This is a genomic window from Streptomyces sp. NBC_00872 (genome assembly GCF_045161915.1).
Lineage (GTDB): Bacteria > Actinomycetota > Actinomycetes > Streptomycetales > Streptomycetaceae > Streptomyces.
The window spans coordinates 2,753,011-2,777,658 of sequence record NZ_CP108806.1 but is presented as its reverse complement, the minus strand read 5'-3'; the positions used below and the strand labels follow the sequence as shown (position 1 = coordinate 2,777,658).

Annotated in this window: 21 protein-coding genes and 1 pseudogene; 13 read left to right on the top strand and 9 right to left on the bottom strand. The window is 70.0% G+C overall.

Annotation, left to right across the window (positions count from 1 at the left end; translation table 11 throughout):
• Nucleotides 1-163: 163 nt before the first annotated feature.
• From OG214_RS11785 to OG214_RS11740, 10 genes are all read left to right on the top strand, one after another.
• Nucleotides 164-1,351, top strand: coding sequence for an Ig-like domain-containing protein (locus tag OG214_RS11785; RefSeq protein ID WP_363083454.1), 1,188 nt, complete (start codon nt 164-166; stop codon nt 1,349-1,351).
• Nucleotides 1,352-1,628: 277 nt separating this feature from the next.
• Nucleotides 1,629-2,876: an Ig-like domain-containing protein gene (locus tag OG214_RS11780; RefSeq protein ID WP_405984703.1), complete on the top strand. Its 1,248-nt coding sequence runs from the start codon at nt 1,629-1,631 to the stop codon at nt 2,874-2,876.
• A 102-nt stretch (nt 2,877-2,978) separates the two neighbouring features.
• The gene (locus tag OG214_RS11775) at nt 2,979-3,749 is read left to right on the top strand and encodes an enoyl-CoA hydratase/isomerase family protein (RefSeq protein WP_405984702.1); all 771 of its coding nucleotides are present in this window, start codon (nt 2,979-2,981) and stop codon (nt 3,747-3,749) included.
• A 251-nt stretch (nt 3,750-4,000) separates the two neighbouring features.
• On the top strand, nt 4,001-4,525 hold the full coding sequence (locus OG214_RS11770; protein ID WP_405984701.1) for an ATP-binding protein: 525 nt from the start codon (nt 4,001-4,003) through the stop codon (nt 4,523-4,525).
• Nucleotides 4,526-4,799: 274 nt separating this feature from the next.
• Complete coding sequence (locus OG214_RS11765; RefSeq protein WP_405984700.1) at nt 4,800-5,609, top strand: polysaccharide deacetylase family protein; 810 nt, start codon at nt 4,800-4,802, stop codon at nt 5,607-5,609.
• A complete protein-coding gene (locus OG214_RS11760; protein WP_363084031.1) occupies nt 5,609-6,790 on the top strand; it encodes a YncE family protein in 1,182 nt (393 codons plus the stop codon). Before OG214_RS11765 ends, OG214_RS11760 begins: the two co-directional genes overlap by 1 nt.
• A 212-nt stretch (nt 6,791-7,002) precedes the next feature.
• Nucleotides 7,003-7,746 (top strand): ADP-ribosyltransferase, encoded by a 744-nt coding sequence (locus OG214_RS11755; RefSeq protein WP_405984699.1) that lies wholly within the window; start codon nt 7,003-7,005, stop codon nt 7,744-7,746.
• Between the two features lie 124 nt (nt 7,747-7,870).
• Entirely contained in the window at nt 7,871-8,086 is a 216-nt protein-coding gene (locus tag OG214_RS11750; RefSeq protein ID WP_363084029.1) for an EF-hand domain-containing protein, read from the top strand.
• Between the two features lie 169 nt (nt 8,087-8,255).
• Nucleotides 8,256-9,158 carry a CopD family protein gene (locus OG214_RS11745; protein ID WP_363084028.1) on the top strand — a complete coding sequence of 301 codons (903 nt, stop codon included), beginning with the start codon at nt 8,256-8,258 and terminating at the stop codon, nt 9,156-9,158.
• A 124-nt stretch (nt 9,159-9,282) separates the two neighbouring features.
• Nucleotides 9,283-9,516 (top strand): DUF6296 family protein, encoded by a 234-nt coding sequence (locus OG214_RS11740; protein ID WP_363084027.1) that lies wholly within the window; start codon nt 9,283-9,285, stop codon nt 9,514-9,516.
• A gap of 128 nt (nt 9,517-9,644) precedes the next feature.
• Here OG214_RS11740 and OG214_RS11735 read toward each other — a convergent pair whose 3' ends face one another.
• The gene (locus OG214_RS11735; RefSeq protein WP_363084026.1) at nt 9,645-11,213 is read right to left on the bottom strand and encodes an amidase family protein; all 1,569 of its coding nucleotides are present in this window, start codon (nt 11,211-11,213) and stop codon (nt 9,645-9,647) included.
• Between the two features lie 401 nt (nt 11,214-11,614).
• On the opposite strand from OG214_RS11735, the gene OG214_RS11730 reads away from it, so the two are divergent.
• Nucleotides 11,615-12,088 (top strand): nuclear transport factor 2 family protein, encoded by a 474-nt coding sequence (locus tag OG214_RS11730; RefSeq protein ID WP_363084025.1) that lies wholly within the window; start codon nt 11,615-11,617, stop codon nt 12,086-12,088.
• Between the two features lie 51 nt (nt 12,089-12,139).
• On the opposite strand, the gene OG214_RS11725 is transcribed toward OG214_RS11730, so the two are convergent.
• Together OG214_RS11725 and OG214_RS11720 are read right to left on the bottom strand one after the other, a co-directional pair.
• Nucleotides 12,140-12,493: an STAS domain-containing protein gene (locus OG214_RS11725; protein ID WP_405984698.1), complete on the bottom strand. Its 354-nt coding sequence runs from the start codon at nt 12,491-12,493 to the stop codon at nt 12,140-12,142.
• Nucleotides 12,494-12,688: 195 nt separating this feature from the next.
• A complete protein-coding gene (locus OG214_RS11720; RefSeq protein ID WP_405984697.1) occupies nt 12,689-13,513 on the bottom strand; it encodes a universal stress protein in 825 nt (274 codons plus the stop codon).
• A 204-nt stretch (nt 13,514-13,717) separates the two neighbouring features.
• Here OG214_RS11720 and OG214_RS11715 point away from each other — a divergent pair, with 204 nt between their 5' ends.
• Nucleotides 13,718-15,436: a GAF domain-containing sensor histidine kinase gene (locus OG214_RS11715; protein WP_405984696.1), complete on the top strand. Its 1,719-nt coding sequence runs from the start codon at nt 13,718-13,720 to the stop codon at nt 15,434-15,436.
• Between the two features lie 36 nt (nt 15,437-15,472).
• Here OG214_RS11715 and OG214_RS11710 read toward each other — a convergent pair whose 3' ends face one another.
• The 5 genes and pseudogenes from OG214_RS11710 to OG214_RS11690 all read right to left on the bottom strand — a co-directional run.
• Nucleotides 15,473-16,186 (bottom strand): response regulator transcription factor, encoded by a 714-nt coding sequence (locus OG214_RS11710; RefSeq protein WP_363084021.1) that lies wholly within the window; start codon nt 16,184-16,186, stop codon nt 15,473-15,475.
• A 244-nt stretch (nt 16,187-16,430) separates the two neighbouring features.
• A complete protein-coding gene (locus OG214_RS11705) occupies nt 16,431-16,712 on the bottom strand; it encodes a DUF1876 domain-containing protein (protein WP_365903199.1) in 282 nt (93 codons plus the stop codon).
• A gap of 282 nt (nt 16,713-16,994) precedes the next feature.
• Nucleotides 16,995-17,204, bottom strand: coding sequence for a hypothetical protein (locus tag OG214_RS11700; protein ID WP_405984695.1), 210 nt, complete (start codon nt 17,202-17,204; stop codon nt 16,995-16,997).
• A gap of 170 nt (nt 17,205-17,374) precedes the next feature.
• Nucleotides 17,375-18,322, bottom strand: a complete 948-nt coding sequence (locus tag OG214_RS11695) for an MASE1 domain-containing protein (RefSeq protein WP_363081260.1) — start codon at nt 18,320-18,322, stop codon at nt 17,375-17,377.
• 298 nt (nt 18,323-18,620) lie between these two features.
• Nucleotides 18,621-18,869, bottom strand: a pseudogene (locus tag OG214_RS11690) (response regulator); the annotation flags it as partial.
• A gap of 627 nt (nt 18,870-19,496) precedes the next feature.
• Here OG214_RS11690 and OG214_RS11685 point away from each other — a divergent pair.
• On the top strand, nt 19,497-20,666 hold the full coding sequence (locus OG214_RS11685; RefSeq protein ID WP_405984694.1) for an acyltransferase family protein: 1,170 nt from the start codon (nt 19,497-19,499) through the stop codon (nt 20,664-20,666).
• A 153-nt stretch (nt 20,667-20,819) separates the two neighbouring features.
• On the opposite strand, the gene OG214_RS11680 is transcribed toward OG214_RS11685, so the two are convergent.
• Nucleotides 20,820-24,284 (bottom strand): DNRLRE domain-containing protein, encoded by a 3,465-nt coding sequence (locus tag OG214_RS11680; RefSeq protein WP_405984693.1) that lies wholly within the window; start codon nt 24,282-24,284, stop codon nt 20,820-20,822.
• Between the last annotated feature and the right edge of the window lie 364 nt (nt 24,285-24,648).

The window sequence follows — 24,648 nt, the reverse complement described above, 5'->3', positions numbered from 1 at the left end:
CCGCGGATCGGCGCGCAGCGTCCCCGCCGCGGCCCTCCTCGCGTGGTCCTCCCACCTGTTCTGCCCGCAACAGGCCCCGCATTCACGTTTCCCCCGGAGGGGGGTGGTCGTTGGGCGGATCGTGAGACATGTACTGAAGCGCGCAAAGCGGGCGGGAGGCGGTATGGCCGCTGCCCTGGCATGGACAGGACTGCTGGCGGGGCTCGCGGGGCTGGCGGGATGCGCCGGCGAGCGCCCGCTCACCGACGCCAAGCCGAGGCCTCCTGGAATGAGCATCCGGATCACCCCCGAGGACGGTGCGAAGGACATCGGCGCGGCGGAGAAGATCGAGGTGAAGGTGGCGGACGGGCGGCTGGAGCGGGTGAAGGTCGTCCAGATCGAGGACGCGAGTCCCATCGTGCTGCCGGGACGTATCTCCGGGGACGGCCGCGTCTGGACGCCGGGGGACCGCGCGCGGCTCGCCCTGGCCGCCAAATACGGCGTCGACGTGGTGGCGGTCGACGGCCGTGGCCGGCGCTCGGCCCGGCACACCACCTTCACCACGGCCGTTCCCACCGACCGGTTCACCGGTTACTTCTCGCCCGAGAACCGGGCCACCGTCGGTACCGGGATGATCATCTCCTTCGACTTCAACCGGAAGATCCGGGACCGCGCCGCCGTCGAGCGCGCCGTCGAGGTCACCTCGGACCCGCCGGTCGAGGTGGTCGGCCACTGGTTCGGCGACCAGCGTCTCGACTTCAGGCCCCGTACGTACTGGAAGCCGGGCACCGAGGTCACGATGCGTATCGGGCTGCGGAACGTCCAGGCGGCGCCCGGGGTCTTCGGCATCCAGAACAAGACCGTCGGTTTCCGGGTCGCGCGGTCCCAGGTCTCCCGGGTCGACGCCAAGAAGCACACCATGGAGGTACGGCGTGACGGAATGCTGCTCTCGACCCTGCCGATCACCGCGGGCGCGTCCGAGAACCCCACGTACAACGGGAAGATGGTGGTGACCGAGTTGTACGACGTCACACGGATGAACGGCGAGACGGTTGGCTTCGGCGGCGAGTACGACATCGAGGATGTCCCGCACGCGCTGCGGCTGACCACCTCCGGCACGTTTCTGCACGGCAACTACTGGGCCCCCGAGGAGACGTTCGGCGCCGAGAACGTCAGCCACGGCTGTGTGGGTCTGCGGGATGTCAAGGGCGGTGCCCCCGACACCCCGGCGGGCTGGTTCTTCTACCAGACCCTGATCGGCGATGTGGTGGAGGTGGTCAACTCCCATGACCGCACGGTCGCTCCGGACAACGGCCTCGGCGGCTGGAATCTGTCCTGGCAGCGGTGGAAGGAGGGCTCGGCCGTCCACTGACCCCTGCCCCGGCCCTGGTTGAGTCCCGCTGAGCCCCTTGCCGAGCCCGCGTCCCCCGTCCGCCCTGCCCCGTCCCCGTGTCCTCCGCCCGCCGCCCGCCCCTTCCCGTACAACCCGTATGACCTGCGCCGTCCCGGACTTGTTGGGACGGAACGGTGACATTCGCGTACTCATCGCGACGCATGCGGTGTGATTATCTATCGCCGTGCGCGTGCATTTCAGCGCGCGGGAGTGCGGGCCGTGGCGGGGCCAGGCCGTGCGAGGGGAGACGACCAGAGTGAACGGGCTGCCGATACCGGGACAGCGGCGGGGACATCGGGGGACGGGGCCGCTGGCCCTGATGCTGGGAGCGCTCCTCCTGGTCGTCACCGCGTGCGGCGGCGGGGGCGGGGGCTCCGGCGAGGACGACGGTGACAAGAACCGCGGCAAGGGCAAGGACGCGGCGAAGGTCGAGAACGCCGCCTCCGTGGCGGTGGTGACGATCCTGCCGAAGGACGACGCGAAGGGGGTCGCGACCACCGGCGCCCTCAAGATCTCCGCGGCCAAGGGCAAGCTGACCACCGTCACCGTCCAGGACGACAAGGGCAATCCGGTCGAGGGCAAGCTCTCCGAGGGCGCCGCCGCCTGGGAGCCGCTCCAGCATCTGGCCGGCGCCACCAAGTACAAGGTGCACGCGATCGCCGAGGACGCCGACGGCCGGGAGTCCGCCAAGGACACCACCTTCACGACGCTCGTCCCCAAGAACACCTTCATCGGGACCTACACGCCGGAGGACGGTTCGACGGTCGGTGTCGGTATGCCGGTCTCGATCAACTTCAGCCGGGGCATCACCGCCCCCGAGGCCGTCGAGAAGGCCATCACGGTGACGGCGGAGCCGGCCGTACCGGTCGAGGGCCACTGGTTCGGCAACGACCGGCTGGACTTCCGTCCCGAGAAGTACTGGGCGGCGGGCACGAAGGTGACCGTCAAGCTCAATCTGGACGGTGTCGAGGGCCGTCCGGGCGTGTACGGCAAGCAGGCCAAGTCCGTGTCGTTCACGATCGGCCGCAGCCAGGTCTCCACCGTCGACGCGAGCGCCAAGACGATGAAGGTCGTACGGGACGGCAAGCAGATCAAGAACATCCCGATCACCGCGGGCGCCCCGGCGACCACCACGTACAACGGCCAGATGGTCATCAGCGAGAAGTACGAGGTGACCCGGATGAACGGCGCGACGGTCGGCTTCGGCGGCGAGTACGACATCAAGGACGTGCCGCACGCGATGCGCCTGTCCACCTCGGGCACCTTCGTCCACGGCAACTACTGGGCGTCGTCGGGCACCTTCGGCTCCGCGAACGTCAGCCACGGCTGTGTCGGGCTGCGGGACATCCGGGGCGGCGGGAACAACGGGACGCCGTCCGCCTGGTTCTACGACTCCTCCATCATCGGCGACGTGGTCGTCGTCAAGAATTCGAAGGACAAGCAGATAGCCCCGGACAACGGCCTGAACGGCTGGAACATGTCCTGGTCGGAGTGGATCGCGTAACGCCGCCTGGCCCCTGTCGGGGCCGCTGACGGCGACGGACCCGGCGCACCGTGACCAGGCGCGCCGGGTCCGACGTCGTTAGCGGCGGTTAACCTGCCTCGTATGGCATTCGTGAACCTCGAAGTCTCCGGCGGCGTCGGTACCATCCGGCTGGACCGCCCCCCGATGAACGCGCTGAACACCGCCATCCAGGACCGGCTGCGCGAGCTGGCCGAGGAGGCGGGCCGGCGTGAGGACGTCCGCGCCGTGATCCTGTACGGCGGCGAGAAGGTCTTCGCGGCCGGCGCCGACATCAAAGAGATGCGCGACATGGACCACGCGGCGATGGTCGTACGCTCCCGGGCGCTCCAGGAGTCGTTCACCGCGGTGGCCCGTATCCCCAAGCCCGTCGTCGCCGCGGTCACCGGCTACGCGCTGGGCGGCGGCTGTGAGCTGGCCCTCTGCGCCGACTTCCGGATCGCCGCGGACGACGCCCGGCTGGGCCAGCCCGAGATCCTGCTGGGGCTGATCCCGGGCGCCGGCGGCACCCAGCGGCTGGCCCGGCTGATCGGCCCCTCCCGCGCCAAGGACCTCATCTTCACGGGCCGTCAGGTGAAGTCCGCGGAGGCGCTGGCGATCGGTCTGGTCGACCGGGTGGTCCCGGCGGCGGAGGTGTACGAGCAGGCGGCGGCCTGGGCCGCGAAGCTCGCCCAGGGGCCCGCGCTCGCCCTGCGGGCGGCGAAGGAGTCGGTGGACGCGGGTCTGGAGACGGATCTGGAGACCGGCCTCGCCATCGAACGGAACTGGTTCGCGGGTCTGTTCGCCACGGAGGACCGCGAGCGCGGAATGCGGTCCTTCGTGGAGGACGGTCCCGGCAAGGCCAAGTTCCTCTGAAGGGAGCCCGATTGGACACGGAGAGCCACGACGTCAACCCCACGCACGCCTTAGCACAGACTTAAGAGAACCTTAAGGGAAATGCCGTGATCACTCCTGGCGATCATTGAATCGCGCGGCGTCATCGCAGGTCAGTACTGCCTCGTGTGGTCAAGTTCTGCCCTTGGCATATGCCATTCACGCCCCCTGGAATGATTCATTCCGGGGGGTCCATTCCCCCGGAAAGGCCCCGGAGCGGCCTCTGGGCGGCCATGATGGGGGGCATGGCGGGCCTGGAGGGTGTGGAGCAGCCGCGGCAGCGCGCCGGCGCGACCGCAGCGCGGTGGATACCGTCCGTCGAAGACGAACAGGCGCTCAAGGCGCTGGAGTTGTTCGGCAATCCGACGGAGGCGGAAGTCCGTCTGCCCTCCCGCCCGGAGTCCGCCTCGGCCGCCCGCAGGATCACCCACAGTGTGGTGCTGCGTCAGTGGGGGCTCTCGCCGCAGACCGCCGAGTACGCGGTCCTGCTCGTCTCGGAGCTCGTCGGCAACGCCGTGCGGCACACCGGTGCGCGGGTCTTCGGATTACGGATGCTGCGCCGCCGCGGCTGGATCAGGATCGAGGTCCGTGACCCCTCCCGTGGGCTGCCCTGTCTGATGCCGGTGCACGAGATGGACACCAGCGGGCGCGGGCTCTTCCTGGTGGACCGGCTCTCCGACCGGTGGGGGGTGGATCTGCTGCCGCGCGGCAAGACCACCTGGTTCGAGATGCGGGTCGCCGACCGCCAGACCCCATGAGTCCGTACGCCCCGGATCCCATGAGTCGGTGCGCCCAGGGCCCCGTGAGTCGGTGCGCCCCGGACCTCGTGAGTCCGTGAGTTCCGGACCCCGTGGTCCATACACCCCGGACTCCATGAGTCCGGGGTGTATGGACCCCGGGACTCCGCACCCGCCGGTATGGGTCCCGGCCCGCCGGCCGGCGGGGGTGCGGGATCCGCCGGGTAAGCGACCCCAGCGGCCCTTCATCGGGTCAATCGTCACCTTTCGCCCGGTACGCCCCTTAAATGGGGGCGTGATCCCGATCGACCGTCGCAGAGCACTGCGCGCAGCAGCCGGCGCGGCCGTCACGGGCGCCCTCGCCATCGGCTGTACGGACAGCGCCCCGGGCCCGCCCGGCTCCGGGCCCCCGTCCTCCGTACCGCCGCACGGACACAGCGGCGCCGCCTCGGGACAGGCGCGGCCCGCGGCCCGTGCCGCACCCCCGCCCCGGCGCTTTCCCGGGCAGCCCGCCGAGATCGCGCACGGCCCCCGCGACCGGGCCCGGGTCGCGCTCACCTTCCACGGCCAGGGCGACCCCGCCACCGCCACCGCGGTACTGACCGAGGCGGAACGCGCCGGGGCCCGGGTCACCGTCCTCGCCGTGGGCGGCTGGCTCGACGAGAATCCGCGCCTGGCCCGCCGAGTCCTCGACGGCGGCCACGATCTCGGCAACCACACCCTGCGCCACACCGACATCTCCATGATGGGCGAGGCGGAGGCGTACGCGGAGATCACCGGCTGCGCCGAGCGGCTGCGCAGACTCACCGGCTCCATCGGCACCTGGTTCCGGCCCTCCCGCACCCAGCACGCCACCCCGCTGATCGAGCGGCTCGCCCTGCGGGCCGGTTACCCGCATGTCCTCTCTTACGACGTCGACTCCCTCGACTTCACCTCGCCCGGCGCCCCGGCCGTCGTCCGCACCGTCACCGGGCAGATCCGCAACGGCTCCGTGGTGAGCCTGCACTTCGGCTACGCGGACACGGTCGCCGCGCTGCCCGCCCTCCTCGACGCACTGGAACGCCGCGGCCTGCGCGCGGTGACGACCACGGAGCTGCTGACCTGATGCTTCCTCCCATCAAACGGACCACCGCCCTGCTCGGAGCCGCGGCCCTCGCCCTCCTCGCGAGCTGCGCCGAGCCCGACGACCGACGGGACCGGACGAACGCCACCAAGGCCTCCGCGCGGCCTGCCGTGGCGCTGTCGAGCGCGCCCGCAGGGCTGCCCGGTATGCCGCCGGTGCAGAACCCCAAGGACATCTACGCCGCCGACCGGCCCGGGATGCTCTCCCCCGTGGTGCGGGGCTTCCCCTCCCGGGTCTATGTCCCCAACACCAACTCCGACACGGTCTCGGTCATCGACCCGGCGACCTACAAGGTCATCGAGACCATCGAGGTCGGCAGACAGCCTCAGCACGTCGTGCCCTCCTGGGATCTGAAGACCCTCTGGGTCAACAACAACCGCGGCCATACGCTCACCCCGATCGACCCCGCCACGGGCAAGGTGGGCGAACCCGTCGACGTGCACGACCCGTACAACCTCTACTTCACGCCCAACGGCAAGTACGCGGTCGTCATGGCCTCGCTCGACCGTCAGCTCGTCTTCCGCGATCCGCACACCATGAAGGTGAAGAAGACCGAGCCGGTCACCTGCGCGGGTGTCAACCACGCCGACTTCTCGGCGGACGGCCGCTACTTCATCGTCTCGTGCGAGTTCTCCGGTGAACTGCTGAAGGTCGACACGGAGCGGATGAAGGTCACGGCCCAGCAGAAGCTGCCCTTCCAGGGCGCGATGCCGCAGGACGTGAAGATCTCGCCGGACGGCAAGACCTTCTACATCGCCGACATGATGGCGCACGGCATGTGGGTGCTGGACGGCGAGAAGTTCACCGTCCCGAAGCTGATGGCCACCGGCAAGGGCACCCACGGTCTCTATGTCAGCCGTGATTCCAAGGTGATGTACGTGTCCAACCGCGGTGAGGGCACCGTCTCGATCTTCGACTTCACCCGGAACCGGCTGACCAAGAAGTGGCGGCTGCCGGACGGCGGCAGCCCCGACATGGGGGGTGTCTCGGCGGACGGCAAGGTCCTGTGGCTGTCGGGGCGTTACGACTCCGAGGTGTACGCGATCGACACGGTCAGCGGCAAACAGCTCGCGCGGATCCCGGTCGACGGCGGACCGCACGGACTCGCGGTCTATCCGCAGCCGGGGCGGTACTCGCTGGGGCATACGGGTGTCTTCCGGTGAGGGACGGGACCGTGCAGGGGGCCGGGGGTCCGACCGTGGCGTGTGAGCCGCTGTCCCGTGGTCCGCGGCCTCAGGTCGGTGTGGCCCGGGGTGTGGCCCGGGGTGTGGCCCGGCGTCAACTCGCTCTCCGTTCCCAGCCGTTCGACGCCGACACGCCCCCATTCGGGTGATGGTCCACGGCCCGCCGCCGTACAGCGTGGAGGGTGCTCCCCATGATCACCTCTCGCTCGCGGCAGCGGGCCGCAGCCGTCGCCCTCTCCGTCGCAGCCGTTCTCGTACCGGTCACCGCCACCGAGGCCGCGCCCACCGTCTCCACACCGGCCGTCTCCGCGCCCGCCGTCTCCGCGCCCGCCACCGGCGGACCCACCCTGGCCGGACCGACGCTCACCGGACCGACGCTCACCGGGCCGGTGCTCGCCGGGTCCGCGGTCTCCCGTCCCGCGTCGGCCGCCGCCCTCGCCGCCGCCGAACGCTGTCCCGCCGTCAAGGACCCGCTGTCGGCCGCGGCCGACCGCAGGGTCGACGTGGACCGGATCACCCCGGCGCCGTCCTGGCGCACCAACTGCAAGCAGCTCTACCGTGCCGACAGCCGTCCGCCGGAGATCGTCTTCGAGCAGGGCTTCCTCCCCAAGGCCACGCTGGACGGGCAGTACGACGTGGAGAAGTACGTCCTGGTCAACCAGCCCTCGCCGTATGTCTCCACCACCTACGACCACGACCTGTACAAGCAGTGGTACAAGAGCGGCTACAACTACTACATCGACGCGCCCGGCGGTATCGACGTCAACAAGACGATCGGTGCCACCCACAAATGGGCCGACCAGGAAGAGGTCGCCTTCCCCGGCGGAATCTCGCGTGAGCTGATCGTCGGTGTCTGCCCGGTCGACAAGCAGAAGAAGACCGAGATCATGACCGAGTGCCTGGACAACCCGCACTACAAGCCCTGGCGCGGCTAGGCCCTGTCGGGCCGCTCTGCCGGGCCGCTCTGCCGGGCTGGTCCGTATCCGGGCTGCCTCCGTATGGGGGAATGCGTACAGATAATCTGACCCCGTCAATACGGCACCACGAAGGGGCGGGACAGTGGCAGACATCGACGACGCGCGCAAGGCGTTCGAGCGGTTCGACGCGAACGGCGACGGACTGATCACGGCGAGCGAGTACAAGAGCGTGATGGCGCAGCTCGGTGACTTCCATGTGACCGAGACCGTGGCACAGGCCGTCATCAACGCCCATGACGCGAACGGCGACGGGCTGCTCACCTTCGACGAGTTCCTGGCCTCCCGCAAGAACGCCTGACCGGGACGGACGGGCGGGGGCGGGCCCACGGACCGGGTCCGCCCGGAGGGGTCGCGCATTCGCCCCGGCCGCATTGCCGCGCGGCGTGCCCGGAAGCGATGATCAAACGGTGATACTTCCGGGTCCGCCAGCCGATGGCACCAGCGGCGCCCCGGGGCGCAGGACCGTCGTGAACACGGGCCTGCTCGCCGGGGCGGCCGTGTTCGCCGTACTTGTCGCACTGCTCGCCGCGCTCGGCGCGGGCCTGGCCGCGCGCGGCACCGGTGAGCTGCGAATACCCGGCGCGGGCGCTACCACCGTGCTGCGGGTCGCCGTTCTCGCCGCCCTCGCCCTCCAGCTCGGTGAGCTGGCCGGCGCCCGGCTCGCGCGCGCCGGACCCGCCCCGCGCGGCTGGGCGTTCCCCGCCGCGCTGACCGGGGCCGCCGCCTCCGCCGCGCAGATCGGTCTGCTGGCCGCCGTCAGCGGGCTCGGCGTCACCACGGTGTACGGCACCGTGGAGGGCCGGCTCCTGCTCGCCATGGCCAACGGGTTTCTGCTCGCCGCCGGCTGCGTCGCGATGAACCGCCCGGCCTGGGCCCTGGCCCCGCTGGCCGTGGTCGTCGGCGCGGAGGCGCTCCGGGCGCACCCCGAGCCGTACACCCCGCTGGTCGGCACCGCGCTGACCGTCGTCCATCTCACCGCCGCCTCGCTGTGGACCGGCGGTCTGCTGTACGTCCTGCGTACGGCGTGGCTGCGGCGCGCCGACCCGGCCGGGGTCAAGGCCGTGCTGGCCCGCTATGCCCGTCTCGCCGGCTGGCTCTTCGCGGCCCTGGCCGCCACCGGCACCCTCTCCACCCTGCGCAGACTTCCCGCCGATGTCGTCCTCACCACCGCGTACGGCCGTGTCCTGATCGCCAAACTCGTCCTGGTCGCGGTCGTGAGCGCGCTGGCCCTGGCCGCCCGCCACCGGCTGCGCCAGGACCGGGACGCCGGCCCTCCCGCCCGTGCCGAGCTGGTACTGCTCGCCGTGGTCGTCGTGCTCTCGGGGATCCTGACGGTCGTTCCCGACCCGCACTGGCTCAGCACCCGCTGAGATCCCCCGCGTGTCCGGATCCGCCCGCTCGCCGGCGCTCTCGTGAGGCGCGCGCCGCGTGTCTGGGTAACCATGGGAGGACGCAGGTCACAGGCCCCTGCCAGAGCCTTGTCGGGAGGCCCCGATGGACGACTATCCGGAGAGCTACGAGCTGGTGTTCCAGGCATCCGCCGTGGAGGACGACGTGGTGATCGTCCGGCGCACCGCCGGCGCCGGTGCCGGCGGGTTCCCGGTCTACGAGGACGAGACGGGAATCGTGCGCGCGGAGATCAGCGACCGGGGAGAGGTCCGCATGCTGGCCAGCGGCGGCCACCAGGAGCTCGGAGCGCCGCTGCTGGTGCGGTCGCTCAGCTCCTGACCCCTGTCATTTCCTGACCCCTGTCATTGTCATATGTCCCCGTACCCGGACCGGTGTTTTGCCCCGTACCCGGACCGGACGCCCCGGAGGGAGGGCATCCGGTCCCCCGCCGGGGCGGCCCGACGGACTCAGGGGGCGCAGGATTCCTTGAAGCCGGTGAGAGCGGTGCAGCGGTACGCGGCCGGGTTGATCACCGACGGCGGCCGGCGCAGCTTGGTGGCCTGCTCGTAGTCGTAGGCGTAACCGACGAGAGTGGGCTCGCTCCACGCCTGGCCGAGGAACGAGATGCTGAACGGCCGCCGATTGGCGGCCTGATAGCCGGCCGGGACGCTGACGGAGGGGTAGCCCGCCTTCGCGCCGATGCCCGCGCTGCCGCTGTTGGCGAAGAGCAGCGCCGTCAGGCCGTTGTCCTTCATGACGGCGTCGATACGGTCCTTGCTGTCGGCGAGGTCCTGTGCGCGGTTCGCCCGGTAGAGCGCGGTGTCCTCGCTGTCCGGGGAGAGGTCCTTGGCCTGGGAGTTGAGCGCGTTGACCTGTCCGAACTTCAGCGCCTCGGAGGCGTGCGCGCTGTTGAAGGCGATGATGTCGGCGAGGCTCTTCATCGGCGCCTTCCTCGGCAGCCTGGCCAGATACGCGTTCAGATCGCGCTTGAACTCGTAGGACAGGACGGTCGAGCTGCGGCCCGAGGTGTCCAGGGTGACATCGACGAGCGTCGCGCCCCTGGCCCTGAGCGCGGTGACGGCCGCGTCCCACAGGGCGCGGTTGTCCGATCCCGCCGTCGGCACCTGACTGGCGACGACGCCGATACGGGCCCCTCGCAGCGCGGTCGTGGAGAGGTCCTTGGTGAAGTCGTGCCCGACGAGCGGGTTGGCGGCGGTGGCCGGGTCCTCCCGGTCCTTGCCGTCGAGCGCGGTGAGCGTGACCGCCGCGTCGGCGACCGTACGGGTGAGCGGGCCGGCGGTGTCCTGGCTGGCGGCGATCGGCACGATGCCCGTACGGCTGGCCAGCCCCACCGTCGGCTTGATGCCGACCACGGAGTTGGAGTACGCGGGGCTGAGTATGGAGCCGGAGGTCTCGGTACCGACGGTGACGGCGCCGAGGCCCGCCGAGGCCGCGACGCCCGAACCGGCGCTGGAGCCGCTCGGGGACTGGCTCCCGTCGTAGGCGTTGAGCACCTGCCCGCCCAGCGAGCTGTAGCCGCCGGGCATCCCGGAGGTCAGATAGTTGGCGAACTCGGTGAGGTTGGCCTTGCCGAGGATGACCGCGCCCGCCTCGCGGAACCGCGCGACGATCGGCGCGTCCTTCGCGGGATACGAGTCGGCGAGTGCCACGGACCCGGCGGTGGTCGGCATCCCCGCGACATCGATGTTGTCCTTGACGAGGACGGGTATGCCGAGCAGGGGGCTGTGCGGGCCCTTGCCGCGCCGTTTCCTGTCGGCGGCGGCGGCCTCCTTCATGGCGTCGGGGTTGACGGACCGTACGGCGTTGAGCGAGGGCCCCTGGGAGTTGAGGGCCCGGATGCGCTCCAGATAGGCCTCGGTGAGCCTGGTGCTGGAGAGCTTGCCGGAGTTGAGGAGACCGTTCAGCTCGGCCACGGTCGCGGTTTCGAGATCGACGGACAACGGTCTCTCGGGGCGGTGCGCGGTCGCGTCGGCCCTGGACATGGTCAGAGAGGCCGTACCGGCGACCATCAGCATGGCTGCGGCGAGGGCTACGGCGTGACGGCGGCGGAACGCCGTGCGCGCCGGGAAGTTGATTTCGATCGTATGCTCCTTGCGAGGCGGTGCAAACCTTTGGCCTGAGCATGGAAACGGCGCTCCTTGTCCGGCGCATATCGGCGTGATGTCGGTCGAGTTGCCATCAGCGCACCTGAGTTGGGTGAATCGGTGCGACGGTGATGTTCCTTCACCCGTTCCGCCCTCTTCGGGGGCGCGTGTACGCGCTGACGCGCGATCCTTGGACCTGGCGGGGGATTTCCCTTTTGTCATGGATCGATGGGTTCCGCGTGCCCCGGGAGATCTGTCAGACCTCCGCCATGGCGGCACTGATCCGGAAGACGGAAGGAAACTGACCCCATGTCCGATGCCCTGGAGACGAAATGACTTCCGCACAGCACCCTCCCCTCCCTCCCTTCACCAAGGAGACCGCCATCGAGAAAGTCAGGGGAGCGGAGGACGGCTGGAACACCCGCGACCCCGGGAAGGTCGCGCTGGCGTATACGGTCGGCTCCGTGTGGCGCAACCGGGCCGAGTTCGCCACCGGCCGTGACGAGATCATCGCCTTTCTCACCCGCAAGTGGCAGAAGGAGCTGGACTACCGGCTCATCAAGGAACTCTGGGCCTACGACGGCGATCGCATCGCCGTGCGCTTCGCCTATGAATGGCACGACGACTCCGAGAACTGGTTCCGCTCCTACGGGAACGAGAACTGGGAATTCGACGGGAACGGACTGATGCACCATCGCTACGCGTGCATCAACGACCTTCCCATCGAGGAATCCGAGCGCAAGTACCACTGGCCACTGGGGCGGCGTCCGGACGACCACCCGGGGCTGAGCGACCTGGGCCTCTGAGCGGGCGGGCAGAGGCAGGGGCCCGCGTGGTCCCGCGCGAACCCATGGTTCTCACGGTCGTTCACGGGACGCGGTCGGGTCGCTGTCGACCACGTCGAAGGCGCCCAGCAGGCCGGCGCACCGCAGTGTTCTGCTGATGGACGGATCGGTGATGACCAGCGCCAGCCTGCCACCGTGTTCCTGTATGCGGCGACGTGCCCGGCACAGGACGGAGAGCCCGCTGCAGTCGATGAATTCCACCTGCTGGAGGTCGACCACCAGATCGGGCTCCGGCGCGGCGGTCAGCGAGTCGAGGTGGTCGCTTATACCCGGCGCGGTCAGCATGTCGATCTCTCCTCGCAGCTCCACCACGACGGTTCTTCCCACGACCCGCGTGCGCGGGCGATCGCGCCACTCGTCCGACATGACCATCACCTGAGCCTCCGACCGGTCTTTTCGGGACACGGCCCATACAAGGGTGTTGTCCTGGGCCGGGGAGAGTGCCGACCGGCCCATGGGAGCGGGGACGACCAGTCCTGACCCGGGGGGCCACGCGGGGTGTGCGGGTGGTCCGGCCCGCCCGCTCGGCCCCGGCGTGGGTCCCGCGCGGTCCGGGTCCGCTCAGTCCAGGGCGGGGACCACCTCGACCGGGCAGGCCGCGTGACGCAGTACCGCGTGCTGGACACGGCTGAGGCGCGGACCGAGGGGCGGGAGCCGCCGCTTCGCGCCGACGACCAGCAGATCGGCGCCCGCCGTCTCGGCGAGGAGCGTCCGGCGTACCGGGCCCTCCACGAGTTTGGGCCGGGGGACGACATCGGGGTATTCGCCGTCGACCACGGCCAGGACCTCGTCCACGCGCGCCTGCGCCCGCCGGCGGTCCGGGCCGTGCCAGGCCCGTACGGCCACCAGCTCACAGCCCCTCCACCGCGCCTCGCGGAAGGCGAAGCGGGTGGCCTCGGCGCTGTCGGTGTGGTCCCCGACCCCGACGACCACGCGCCGGTGGACCGCCCGCCGGTTCGGTTCCCCGCCACGGACCACGGCCACGGGACAGCGGGCCCTGGCCGCGACGGCCAGGCTCACGGACCCCAGGAGCACGGCCGCGAGCGCACTGTGCCCGCGCGGTCCCAGCACCAGGAGCGCCGCCTCCCGCGCTTCTCTCAGCAGCACCGTCACCGGGTCCTCCGGCTGGATGCCGGTGGACACCTTCACCTCGGGGGCGAGGCGGCTCACCCGCTCCTCGGCCGAGGCGACGAGGTTCTCCGCCCGTATCTGCTCGGAGGGGCGGTCGGTGCCGGGCCCCGGCCGTACCCCTTCGTAGTGCTCCCAGAGGGAGGCATGGACCAGCCGCAGCGGCAGGCCGGAGCGCTCGGCCTCGGCCGCGGCCCAGTCGACCGCACGGGCGTTGCCGTCCGATCCGTCCACCCCCACGACCAGGGGAAGCTCCATCGCTCCCACCTCCTCTCCCTCACCCTTCCGGACCTTCTCCCCTCCGCGGCCTTCCTCCCCGCGACCGTTCGCCGGCCCTCCCGGACAGGTCGTGTCTCCCCTCCAGCGTGACTCTCCCCGGCCCGGTGTGCCCGTGTCCGTCTGCGGCTACGGTGGAAGTGCGGCCGCGACGGGGTACGACGTGCCGGCCGCGCCGGAGGAACCGTGGGCGACGACGGGAACAGGCGGACGGCGGACACCCCGAGACGGCTGGATGTCCTGCCGGAGGAGTTGCAGGCCCATCTGGACGCGGTCCAGCACGGCGCTCCGGAGTCCGTACGGAGCCTGCTCGAAGCCGTGCTCTCGGTGGGCCGGGAACTGGACCTGCCCCAGGTGCTGCGGCATATCGTGGAGGCGGCGGTGGTGCTGGTGGACGCGGAGTACGGCGCCCTGGGTGTCATCGGGGAGAAGCCACGGCTCGCGCAGTTCCTGCCTGTCGGTGTCACCGAGGAACAGGCCGACGCCATCGGCCATCTGCCCGAGGGCCATGGAATCCTGGGTGAGCTCATCCGCCATCCCGAGTCCCTGCGGCTCTCCGAACTGTCGGACCACCCGGCGTCGTACGGCTTTCCGGCCGGTCATCCGCCCATGCACTCGTTCCTCGGGGTGCCGATCCGGATCCGGGACGAGGTGTTCGGCAACCTCTATCTCACCGAGAAACGCGGCGGCAAGGACTTCGACGACGAGGACGAGGCCGTCCTGTCCACCCTCGCCGTGGCGGCCGGCGTCGCCATCGACAACGCCCGGCTGTACGAGCAGGCCCGGGGGCGCCAGCGCTGGCTGGAGGCCAACGCGGAGATCGTCGCGAGTCTGCTGTCCGGAGCGGACGAGACCCAGGTGCTCCCGCTGATCGTCGAGCACGCGCGCGGCATCGTCCGCGCGGACCTGGGGGCGCTGGCGGTTCCCGACGAGGAGAAGGACGTGCTGCGGGTCGCGCTCGCCGAAGGAGTCGACGCGGAGGCCCACCGGGGTCTGGTGCTTCCCCGGGAGGGCTCGTTCGTCGGGGCGGCGCTCCAGGCCGGAGAGCCGCTCACGAGCCTTGACGTCGGGACCGATCCGAGGATCACCGCCGGGCCGCCGCGGTGGCGTGGACTGGGGCCCGCCGTCGCGGTGCCGATGATCACCGGGGACGGTGTGCGCGGTGTGCTGCTGCTGGCCCGGACCCGTGGGAGCACCCCGTTCACCCCGGCCGACACGGCCCCTCTGCTGGCTTTCGCGGGACAGGCGGCCCTCGCCATGGAACTCGCCGGACGGCGGCGCTCGGCCGAACAGCTCACGCTTCTGGCGGACCGCGACCGGATCGCGCGCGATCTGCACGACCTCGCCATCCAGCGCCTCTTCGCCACGGGGATGACCCTCCAGAGCACCGTACGGTTCGTCGAGCATCCGGCCGCGCGGGAGAAGCTGCTGCGGGCCGTGGACGATCTCGACGAGACCATCAAGATCATCCGCTCGACGATCTTCGGTCTCCGCGCCCATGACACGGCCCGTGCCCGCCAGGGGCTGCGGGTCCGGGCCACCGTGGTGGTGGAGCAGGCCGTACGCTCCCTCGGCTTCACCCCGTCGGTGCGTATGGAGGGACTCATCGACACGGATGTACCGCCCGCGGTCGCCGAACATGTCGTCGCGGTCCTGGGCGAGACGCTGAGCAATGTCGCACGGCACGCGCGTGCGAGCGGGGCGGAGGTGTCCCTCGTCGTACGCAAGGGCCGGCTGACGGTGACCGTCACGGACAACGGGACCGGTGTCCCGGCGGACTGCGACAGAAGCGGTCTGGACAATCTGGCCGGGAGAGCGGAGGGCCTGGGAGGTACGTTGACGGTGGAAACCCCTGATCAGGGGGGCGCGCGTGTCGTTTGGACGGTACCGATCAACCAGGACTGACCCCTGACCCTGCGCGACCCTGCGCGGGCGCCCTCGTCAGTACGGCGTGTCGCCGGGACCGGGGCCGGGGGGATGAGGACCGGCCTGGGTGGCGAGAACGGCGGCCTGGATACGCCGTTCGACGCCGAGCTTGGCCAGCAGACGCGAGATATGGTTCTTGACCGTCTTCTCGGACAGATAGAGCCGTTTGCCGATCTGACGGTTCGTCAGACCCTCACCGATCAGGGCGAGGATCTCCCGCTCGCGGGGCGAGAGTTCCGACAGCGCGTCGGGCTCCGGCTCCGCCGCGGCGTCGTCGCCGCCGCGCAGACTGCTCATCAACCGGGTCGTCGTCGCAGGATCGAGCATGGACTGACCGGATGCCACGGTGCGCACGGCGGCCACCAGATCCGCTCCCTTGATCTCCTTCAGCACATATCCGGCCGCGCCCGCCATGATCGCGTCGAGCAGGGCATCGTCGTCGTCGAACGAGGTGAGCATCAGACAGGCCAGGCCGGGCATCCGCGAGCGCAGTTCCCGGCAGACCGTGATCCCGTCGCCGTCGGGCAGCCGTACATCGAGGATGGCGACATCCGGCCGCAGGGCCGGGCCACGGGCCAGGGCCTGGTCGATCGATCCCGCGTCACCGGCCACCTCGATGTCCGGCTCCGCGTCGAGCAGATCCTGCACACCGCGCCGCACGACCTCGTGGTCGTCGAGCAGGAACACCCGGATGGGCCTCTCCGGGGAGAAGTCCCGTGCCTCGTCCATGTTGTTCCTCCGCACTGGGGGCTGTCGTCATCCCGTCACTGTTGTCGGAGCTTTCACTGCCGTGGGGCGGCCGTGGGGCCGCCGCCCCTCCATCCTGGACCGGCCCCCCGGGGCGAACCAGGGCCGAACGGGTCCCCTGACCGGCTCCGGGCCGGGACCAACCGGCTCAACCGGGCGGGCGGTGGTGCGGTGGGGCGGCCGTGGGGCCGCCCAGGCGCTCGTCAGAGCCATCCGCGGGCTCTCATCAGAGCCACCCGCGGCGGCGGCTCCGTCCGGACGGTGCCGCGCCGACGCCCTCCATGTCACGGTTGGCGACATGGATCAGCAGCCCGCCGAGATCGGCCAGCGCGCGGCCGGCCGCGAGTTCGTCACCGATCTCCGGTACATCCACGTCATCGGGGCTGCACCGGGCCTTGCCGTGTCCGGCGAGCGACGTGGTCCCGGTGTCCAGCACCACGCGCGCCGTGGTTCTCCCGTCCTCCTCGAAGAGGTAGAGACGTACGGTCCACTCCGTTGTCTTCGACATGGCCTGCCTCATTCCACGGAGGGCCGCCGCGTTCGAGCGGCCCACAACACCACTGTCGGACGACCGCGGTGCCGACAGGCAGGGGCCAAAGGTCCCCAGTGGGGTCGGGGCGAGCGGGTCACAGCGCCGGAGGTGGCCGAGGGCATGGCCCGTCATCGGTCAGGGGGCGGGAGACCATGAACAGCGCGTAGTCGCCGATGTGCCGATCGTCATGGCCAGGCCGAAGGTACCGCCGACGCCGACGCCGACGCCGACGCCCTCGGCCGCGCCGGCCGCGGCGCGTCAACTCTTCTTCCCCACGGCGTCGCTCGCGACGGCCACGCCGACACCCAGCACGGTCAGCACGAGGCAGCCGTAGATCTCGTAGCCGTCGGGGACGAGAAAGCGGAAGAAGCCGAAGAACGTCGGGAACCAGTCGATCCACTGGTGCAGCAGACCGCTGACGCCGTAGGAGATGAACATGAAGCTGACGAATCCGAGGAAGGCCTTCATCCCCCGAGCGTAGAAAACGCCGGTCGGAGCCGGTACCGGCCGAGGGGATACCGAGCCGCGACCAAAGTCTCGGTCCGCGGGCGCCGATCTTCCTCCATGTCGCGGTGGTGCCCTGCTTCTCGTAGTCGGTGATCACCCGGTCATCCGGTCACCGGTCACCCGATCACCCGTCAGGGCCGTTGTGTCCGGTCCGGAGGCCACAACCGCGTCTTCTCCGGTGCGATCTCCTTCACCACCTTCGCCAGTGCCTCGCACGCCTCCTCGATGCCCTGTCTGAGCTTGTTCTGCTCGGTGATGGTCGCGGCCAGGAGAAGCGAGGTCAGCGCCACGGATCCATTGAGCACCTGGAGGCTGAACAGCCGTTCCATGAGGCTGTAGTGGGCGAAGGCGCCGATGTCCTTGGCCGCTTCGAGGATCGCCACGACCGAGACGAACAGCGCGTACGGGGCGCTCGCGGCGAGTTCGAAGCGCAGGGCCGCCCAGATGAGTACGGGGAAGAAGAGAAAGACCAGGGTGAGGGACCTCGTGACGGCGAGCGGTGTGATGACGACGGCGGCGACGACGATGGCGGCCGACTCGGCCCATCGGTGGGTCGGCAGGGGCAGCCGGATACGGCAGAGGACGAGCAGGAAGGGCGTGACGAGGAGGACACCCATGGCATCGCCCGTCCACCATGCCAGCCAGGTCGGCCAGAAGCCCAGCGGCAGTGTTCCGCTGAGCGCCAGCGCCCCCGCGCCCACCGTGGAGCTGATCAGTATCCCCGTCAGGGCGCCCAGGAAGACCAGGGCCATCCCGTCCCGCAGCCGGTCCAGTTGCACGCGGAAGCCCACGCGACGCAGCAGCAGCCAGGAACAGAGGGGAGCGACGGTGTTGCCCGCCAGGATCGCGACGTTGGACGGGCCGAACGGGCCGAGCGTGGCCACACTGCCGAAGGTGCCCAGGGTGATTCCCGGCCAGACCCCGGTCCCGAGGAGTAACAGGGCCGCCAGGGCGATGCCCGTGGCGGGCCAGAGGGGGGAGACATCCACGCCGTCGAGCCTCGTCACCCCCTTCAGCGTGCCGACGCGCGTGCCCGCGTAGTAGGCGACGGCGACGCCGAGGATGCGAGGAACAGTCACGGACAGACGTCGTTTCTTCCCGGTACGCGCCACACCAGCTATCAGACAACGCCCCGCCGCCCAGTCCGGCCATGACACGCACGGGCCCGTCGTCACGCGGGCCGGGGGAAGAGGCGAGGTCCGGAGGGGAAGAGGCGAGGGCCGTGCCGCCGTCGATTCGGCAACCGGGCCCGTACTCCCGGCAGTCACCGTCAACGTCTTCGACGCCACCGCGCCAACTCCGCGTCCGCCATGGGCCCGTGGTGCGTTCGGCCGTCACGGCCCGCCGAGCCGGCGGACCGCCTCGTCGGCGAGACGGTCACACGCGCCCGGGAAGCCGGACGACGGTGACGAAGAACTCGTCGATCTGGCGGACCGCCGAGATGAACTGCTCCAGGTCGACGGGCTTGGTCACATACGCGTTGGCGTGCAGCTTGTAGCTGCGCAGAATGTCCTCCTCCGCCGAGGACGTGGTCAGTACGACGACGGGGATCGGCGCGAGATCGGGATCGGTCTTGATCCGTTCGAGCACCTGGCGTCCGTCGTACTTCGGCAGATTGAGATCCAGCGCGCCGACGGCAAACCAGCAGGACGGGCGGTCCCGGCCGTCGTGTCCCGTCGCGGAGCCATGGCCTGTCCCGCACACCCCGTAAGACCGTGTCCTGTCCCCGGGACGGCCACTGTCCGGACCCTCGGCCGAGGACCTGGGACACCGCCCGAGGGACTTCCTCGTGGGCCGGGAGTGTGCGGTTACGATCCCGCATCGGTGGATAATTTGTACAAACTATGGGCTTATTGTGAACATCACCATGGGGTGAGCCCGGCGGGGGGTGTGAGAACACAGGCGCCGGGTCTCGATTCCCGAGTGTCTGCGTGATCACCAGCTGGGGGGCTCTCCGTGTCCGCTTTGTCCAACCGCGCCACTGCGCGCTCCTGGCCCTCCGCGTGATTCCGCCGCACGACATGACCTGAGGGGCCACGGTCCCCGCCATGCTCCGCCCGCCCATGTCCTGAACCGCTCCGCCGAGGGCCGCCCCACCCGCGCCCGCGCGCGGCCCCGTTCGCCGGTACGGCACGGGCGCCCGCGCGGCAGGCGCCTGCGCGGGAGGGCCCGTGACACCGCCGGACGGGCTCCCGGTCCACCGCGCCCGCCGAGCCCATGTCTCCCACTCCGCACGGAAGTTCCGATACAACGATGCAGCAGATACCGCCCACCATCTCCACGGCCCGTACCACGGCACCGCCGCAACGCGCCGGATCCGCTTACCCGGCAACGCCGTTGGCGCCGTCGCGGACGGAACCACCCGCGTCCGCCGAGCCGCCGGGGAAGCCGTCCGCCCGCACCGCGGGCGCCGATCCCACCAGGGATCCCTGGTGGGACAACGCGCGTTATGTCTCCGCGACGCTGATCGTCGTCCTGCACACCATAGGCAGCGTCATGGAGCGGCACGAGTCGCTTCAGGCGTTCCATGTGGCGACCTGGGCGCTGCGGGTACCTCTCTTCGTCGTGCTGGCCGGGGTGTTCAGCGCCGCCGCCCCGCTGGACGCACACCGGTTGCGCGGGATCGTACGGAGCATCGCACTGCCGGCGGCCCTGTTCAGCCTGCTGTACTCGCTCGAAATGGTGGCGCTGGGGAACGAGTTCAAGCTCCATGTGACACAACTGCCGTGGACCCTCTGGTTCTTGATGTCGCTGATCTGCTGGCGTCTGCTGCTCCCGGTCGTCGTCCTGCTGCGCTACCCGCTGGCGGTCACCTCGGTGGTCGCCCTGGCCGCGGGCTATGTCGACGAGCTGGGGTTGGCCTTCTCCGCCAGCCGTACGGTCGTCTACCTGCCGCTCTTCCTCATCGGGTGGCGGATCGGACAGGGTTCCCTGCGGGGCTGGTTCACCGCCCGCTGGACCCTGCCGGTGGCCGTCGCCGCTCTGGCGGCGGGGGCCCTGGTCGGGTGGCTCGGGCACGACCGCGTCAAGGGCACCTGGACGTCCATGCGGCACCCGTACACCTCGGCCGACACACTGGGCCTCTACGGGGCCTGGGTGATCCGGCTGCTCGTGCTCGCCGGCGCGGTCGCTCTGGTGCTGTGCCTGCTGCGGGTGGTGCCCCGGCGCCGGATTCCCTTCGTCTCGGCGCTGGGCGCTGGAGGGTTCACCATCTATCTGCTGCACCCCCTGGTCATTCTCCCGGTGCGCGAGACGGGCTGGATCGCCCGTGCGAACACCCCCGCCGAACTGGCCGGGCTCGTGCTGTGCGCCGTGACCCTGACCGCCGTCCTGGGCTCCCGGCCCGTACGGCGTCTGGTCCGGCCGCTCACCAGACCGCCGATGGGCTGGCTCTTCGCCCCGGCGGGGCGCCGGGCGGCGTAGGCGACGTACTGCCCGCCGACCTGACCGGGGGCGTTTTGCGTCGGGGCCGTTTGCGTGAGCGGTGTGTCCGGCGGCCCGGCGCGTTGTGCGCCGGGCCGTGTTGGGGCGACCGCGTGTGGCAGATGGTCCTTGCTTCTCGCGAGGTGGGCCGGGTCAGCCGATGGTCTGCCGGGTTCGCCACCAGATGGACGCACCGATGATCTCGGTTCCGGTGCCGGTGAGGGCGGTTCTGCCGCCGGGGTGGAAGCGTACGGCTCCGTCGGAGCGTACGGCCCAGATGTCGGGGATGGTGTCGCCGTTGGCGTCGGGGGTGCCGAGGAGGAGGCGGACGGTGGAGGATTGCCAGCCGGAGGCGACGTACTGGGTGTCGGCTCCTCCCGCCGAGCCGGCTGCCGAGGCGAGGGAGTTGAGGTCCACTCCCCCGGATGCGGCTTTGATTCCGGTGCGGAGGAGCAGTCGTCCGGTTTCGTCGGTGCGGAAGATCATGTCGGTGACGCCGTCGCCCGTGACGTCCAGGACGGTGACGATGTCGCGTGTGGCCCAGGAGGCGCCGGAGAGTCTGGTGGCTTGTTGGAGGGTGGCGCCGTTGTAGCCGGTGAGGACCCAGAGCGCATCACCGACGGTGAGGAAGATGTCGGCTTTACCGTCTCCGGTGGCGTCTCCGGCGGAGAGGATCTGGGTGAAGGTGCTGGGGTCGGGGGCTCCCTCCGGGAGCAGGATCTCGCGGCGCTTGTCGATGTTGACACCGCCGTAGCCGTCGCCGGGATAGATCCAAAGCTTGCCGTTGACGCGGGCGATGAGGTCCTGGAGTCCGTCACCGCCGTAGATGTCGCCGTTGTGGGTGATCAGTGCGTTGTTGAAGTGGCCGGAGGGGGCGCCGGTGTAATACGGGAGGTCGTCGCCGTTGGGGTCTTTGTCGGGGTTGTCGCGGTAGGCGCCGAGCATCGCGTAGTCCAGGTCGCCGCTGCCCTTGACGAGGTCGTTGGTCGCCTGTGAGGGGTACAGGTTGAGGTTGCCGGCCTCGGTGATGGACATGAGGTCGGGCAGTTTGTCGCCGGTGAAGTCGCCGGGGGTGTCGGCCTGGTCCCTGGGACTGACGTAGAAGAAGTACTTGGTCGGGGCCGAGACGTTGCCGGCGCCGTCGACGGTGCGTACGTACAGCACGTTGGGGCCCGCGGCGGGCGGTTTGGTGTTGGAGAGCGTCGCGCTGACGCTGGTCGCTGTGCCGGCGGTGCGGGGCAGGGAGAACGGGTAGCTGGCGGAGTTGAAGCCGTACTCGTACCGCACGACGTCCGTGCTCAGGGCGCGGACGGTGAAGGAGCCCGGGGTGCCGAACTTCTTCTCGCTCCAGATGCCGTCCTCCGGCAGGTTGCCGAAGCCGTTCTCGCTGTCGTCGGCGTTGGGGAAGTCGGTGGAGGAGACTTTGGGCGGCTTGGGGGCAGCGGTGTCCAGGACGAACCGGCAGGGGGTTTTCTTGGGGGAGTAGTCGGAGCTGGTGCCCGCGTCGTCGAAGGCCCTCGCCCGCCAGGAGTACACGGTGTTGTTGGTCAGCTTGCTGGTCGGGAAGGCGGAGGTGGTGACACGGGCGGTGCTGGTGGCCGAGCCCACGGACTTCTTGCCGGTGGTCTTGAGCAGGTCGCCGATGGTGTCCCACTTGCCCACCGGCCACAGGTCGAAGTCCAGATAGTCGAGGTTCTTGTCCTTGTCGGTGGCCGAGGCGGTGAAGGTGATCTCTCCGGCGCCCATCCGGACGTACGGCTCCGTGGTGGTGCACTTGGAGTCGGGCCCGAGGTCGAGCGACGTGGGTGCGCCGGGGCGGCGGTTGTAGTCGAGTTCGAGTACGGGGGCGAAGTCTCCGTTGGCGGTGAACTTCTTCCAGGAGTACTGGGAGTTCTCGTTCACGGCGCGCATACCGAAGGTGATGCTGCTTCCGCCGCTGTCGGCGGTCTTCTGGGCGGCCTTCTTGACGTCGAAGGTCTCGAACGCGTCGCGGCAGCCGGACTTGTAGCCGTGCGCGAAGCTCCTCGTACTGATCTTGTTGCCGTCGTGGAGCCTGGGTGCGTTGCTCCAGTTGCTCTTGGAGTCGATGCGCTCGGTGAGGTGCACGCTCATGGCACGGCTGTCACACGACCAGGAATAGGTCTCCAGGACACGCAGCGTGGCCCGTTTGATGACCGTGCCCTTCAGGGACGCGTCGAAGTCGATGTTGAAGAACGAGCGTGAGGTGCCCCAGGTGTCGGACTCGAAGCCGACCCGGGCCTCATGGGTGCCGCCCTTGTTGAAGCCCTTGCCGTTGTAGAAGGTGGCCTTCGGATAGCGGTTGTAGACCGTGGTCCAGTTCTGGGTGTGCTTCTTGACCGACGGGTCGATGAAGACCGGGAAGACGGTGGACGGGTCGGCCAGGAGTTCCGCGTCCGGGGTGAGCACCCAGTTGGCGCCGGACAGATCGGCGTCGACCAGCGCGCCGTGGGAGTCGGGGGAGGGGCCGTCGAGCGCGGGCAGGGACAGGGTCGCGGCCGAACCGGTCTGCGAGGGCACGGGTGTCGGCTCGGCGGGAGCGGTGGGCAGAGGGGACTCCGATACGGGAGGAACGGACTCGTCGCTCGCGGCCGGTAGCACCTCGGCGTACGGGTCGGTCTGCTCGTCCGCCTCGACCTCTTCGTCGGCACTGGCCGAAGGCGGGGGCTCATCGGAGGGTGTCGTGGTCTCGGAGGGGAGGACCTCGGGTGCGGTGGGCTGTGCGGTGGCGCCGACCTGGCCGTCGGTGACGGCGGTTGCGCCGGCGTTGTCCCACATCACCGGGGAGGGGGACATCGCCACCTCGTCGCCGTAGGGGTCCTCGGCGCTGACGATGTCGGATCTCGGGTCGAGCCGGAAGGTGAGGGTGGGCGACGTCAGACCGTAGGAGAGCTGGGCGATACGGGGATCGGCGGCGGCGGCACGGTTCTTCACCACGATGAGCTGGGCGAATCCGTCGTCGTCCGCGGTGAGGACCAGATCCGCGCCCGGGATGATCTCGGGATACAGCGCCCGGTTCGCGTCGATGATCGGCTCGGGAATGGGGCCGGGCCAGGTGAGCTGGATGTCGTGGCCGTCGGAGTGCAGTGTGACCAGCGCGCTCCCGGCCGCATCGGCTGCGGAGGCCGCTGACTTGAGGAGCGGGACCCGGTGCGCTGTCGTACGTGACGCGCGCTCATCGCGTTCCGCGCCGCCCGTTGATCCGGCGGAGAACACCATGCCTGTGTTCGTGGCCTTGGGCTCCCAGCCCTTGTCGGTGCGGTGCAGTGACCGGTCGATGGGCTTCCACTCGCCGCCGACCTTGGCACGGATCGGCGATACGTGGATCTGACGGGACATCAGGCCGTCGGGGCGCGCCCAGGTGGTGGAGTCGGCCGTACGGAGCGCCGTGACCTCGACCGGCTTGCCGGTCTTCGCGGCCCGGGTGAGGGCGTCCGACTCGCTGACGTCGGACGTACCCGAGGCCGTGGACGGTCCGGAATCCCCCTCCGGATCCGTGAGTCGAAGTCCGGCGTATGTCAGACCCGTCGCGGCGATGGCGGCCGCGCAGGCCATGGCGACGGCGCGCTGGCCCGGTAGCCGGTACCGGCGTTGCGACATGAGTGAGACCCCTCCCCCCTCGGCCCCGGCACTCGGCGGATCGCCGACCGGAGATACGAAGCCCCCCTCGCGGACCTGAGCGCACGGGACGAGCGAGCAGATCATGACTCATAGGTGAGCGGCCGTCACCCCAAAAAATCCACGAGGACTTCACGGGATGTCGAAGGAGAGGGGAGGGGTGCCCACGTCTCTGACAACCGATCAGTGGGCCTTTCCTTTCGGCGACATGGACGAAAACGGCACTAACCGGTTTATCTTGCGGGTTTCATTGAGGGTCAAACGGTCATAGGTGTTGATTCAGGATTAATGCCTTGATGCATCGTGATAGCTGCTTCTGGCCACCTACCAGATGCTTGCCTGGGGT

Excerpts from the sequence above, each read along its gene's own strand:
- OG214_RS11735 (WP_363084026.1), bottom strand. The coding sequence starts at position 11,213 with ATGCTGATGGTCGCCGGTACGGCCTCTCTGACCATGTCCAGGGCCGAC.
- OG214_RS11680 (WP_405984693.1), bottom strand. The coding sequence starts at position 24,284 with ATGTCGCAACGCCGGTACCGGCTACCGGGCCAGCGCGCCGTCGCCATG.
- OG214_RS11770 (WP_405984701.1), top strand. The coding sequence starts at position 4,001 with ATGATGGGGGGCATGGCGGGCCTGGAGGGTGTGGAGCAGCCGCGGCAG.
- OG214_RS11705 (WP_365903199.1), bottom strand. The coding sequence starts at position 16,712 with ATGTCGAAGACAACGGAGTGGACCGTACGTCTCTACCTCTTCGAGGAG.
- OG214_RS11725 (WP_405984698.1), bottom strand. The coding sequence starts at position 12,493 with ATGTCGGACGAGTGGCGCGATCGCCCGCGCACGCGGGTCGTGGGAAGA.
- OG214_RS11710 (WP_363084021.1), bottom strand. The coding sequence starts at position 16,186 with ATGGACGAGGCACGGGACTTCTCCCCGGAGAGGCCCATCCGGGTGTTC.
- OG214_RS11755 (WP_405984699.1), top strand. The coding sequence starts at position 7,003 with ATGATCACCTCTCGCTCGCGGCAGCGGGCCGCAGCCGTCGCCCTCTCC.
- OG214_RS11775 (WP_405984702.1), top strand. The coding sequence starts at position 2,979 with ATGGCATTCGTGAACCTCGAAGTCTCCGGCGGCGTCGGTACCATCCGG.
- OG214_RS11785 (WP_363083454.1), top strand. The coding sequence starts at position 164 with ATGGCCGCTGCCCTGGCATGGACAGGACTGCTGGCGGGGCTCGCGGGG.
- OG214_RS11720 (WP_405984697.1), bottom strand. The coding sequence starts at position 13,513 with ATGGAGCTTCCCCTGGTCGTGGGGGTGGACGGATCGGACGGCAACGCC.
- OG214_RS11740 (WP_363084027.1), top strand. The coding sequence starts at position 9,283 with ATGGACGACTATCCGGAGAGCTACGAGCTGGTGTTCCAGGCATCCGCC.
- OG214_RS11760 (WP_363084031.1), top strand. The coding sequence starts at position 5,609 with ATGCTTCCTCCCATCAAACGGACCACCGCCCTGCTCGGAGCCGCGGCC.
- OG214_RS11685 (WP_405984694.1), top strand. The coding sequence starts at position 19,497 with ATGCAGCAGATACCGCCCACCATCTCCACGGCCCGTACCACGGCACCG.
- OG214_RS11700 (WP_405984695.1), bottom strand. The coding sequence starts at position 17,204 with ATGAAGGCCTTCCTCGGATTCGTCAGCTTCATGTTCATCTCCTACGGC.
- OG214_RS11730 (WP_363084025.1), top strand. The coding sequence starts at position 11,615 with ATGACTTCCGCACAGCACCCTCCCCTCCCTCCCTTCACCAAGGAGACC.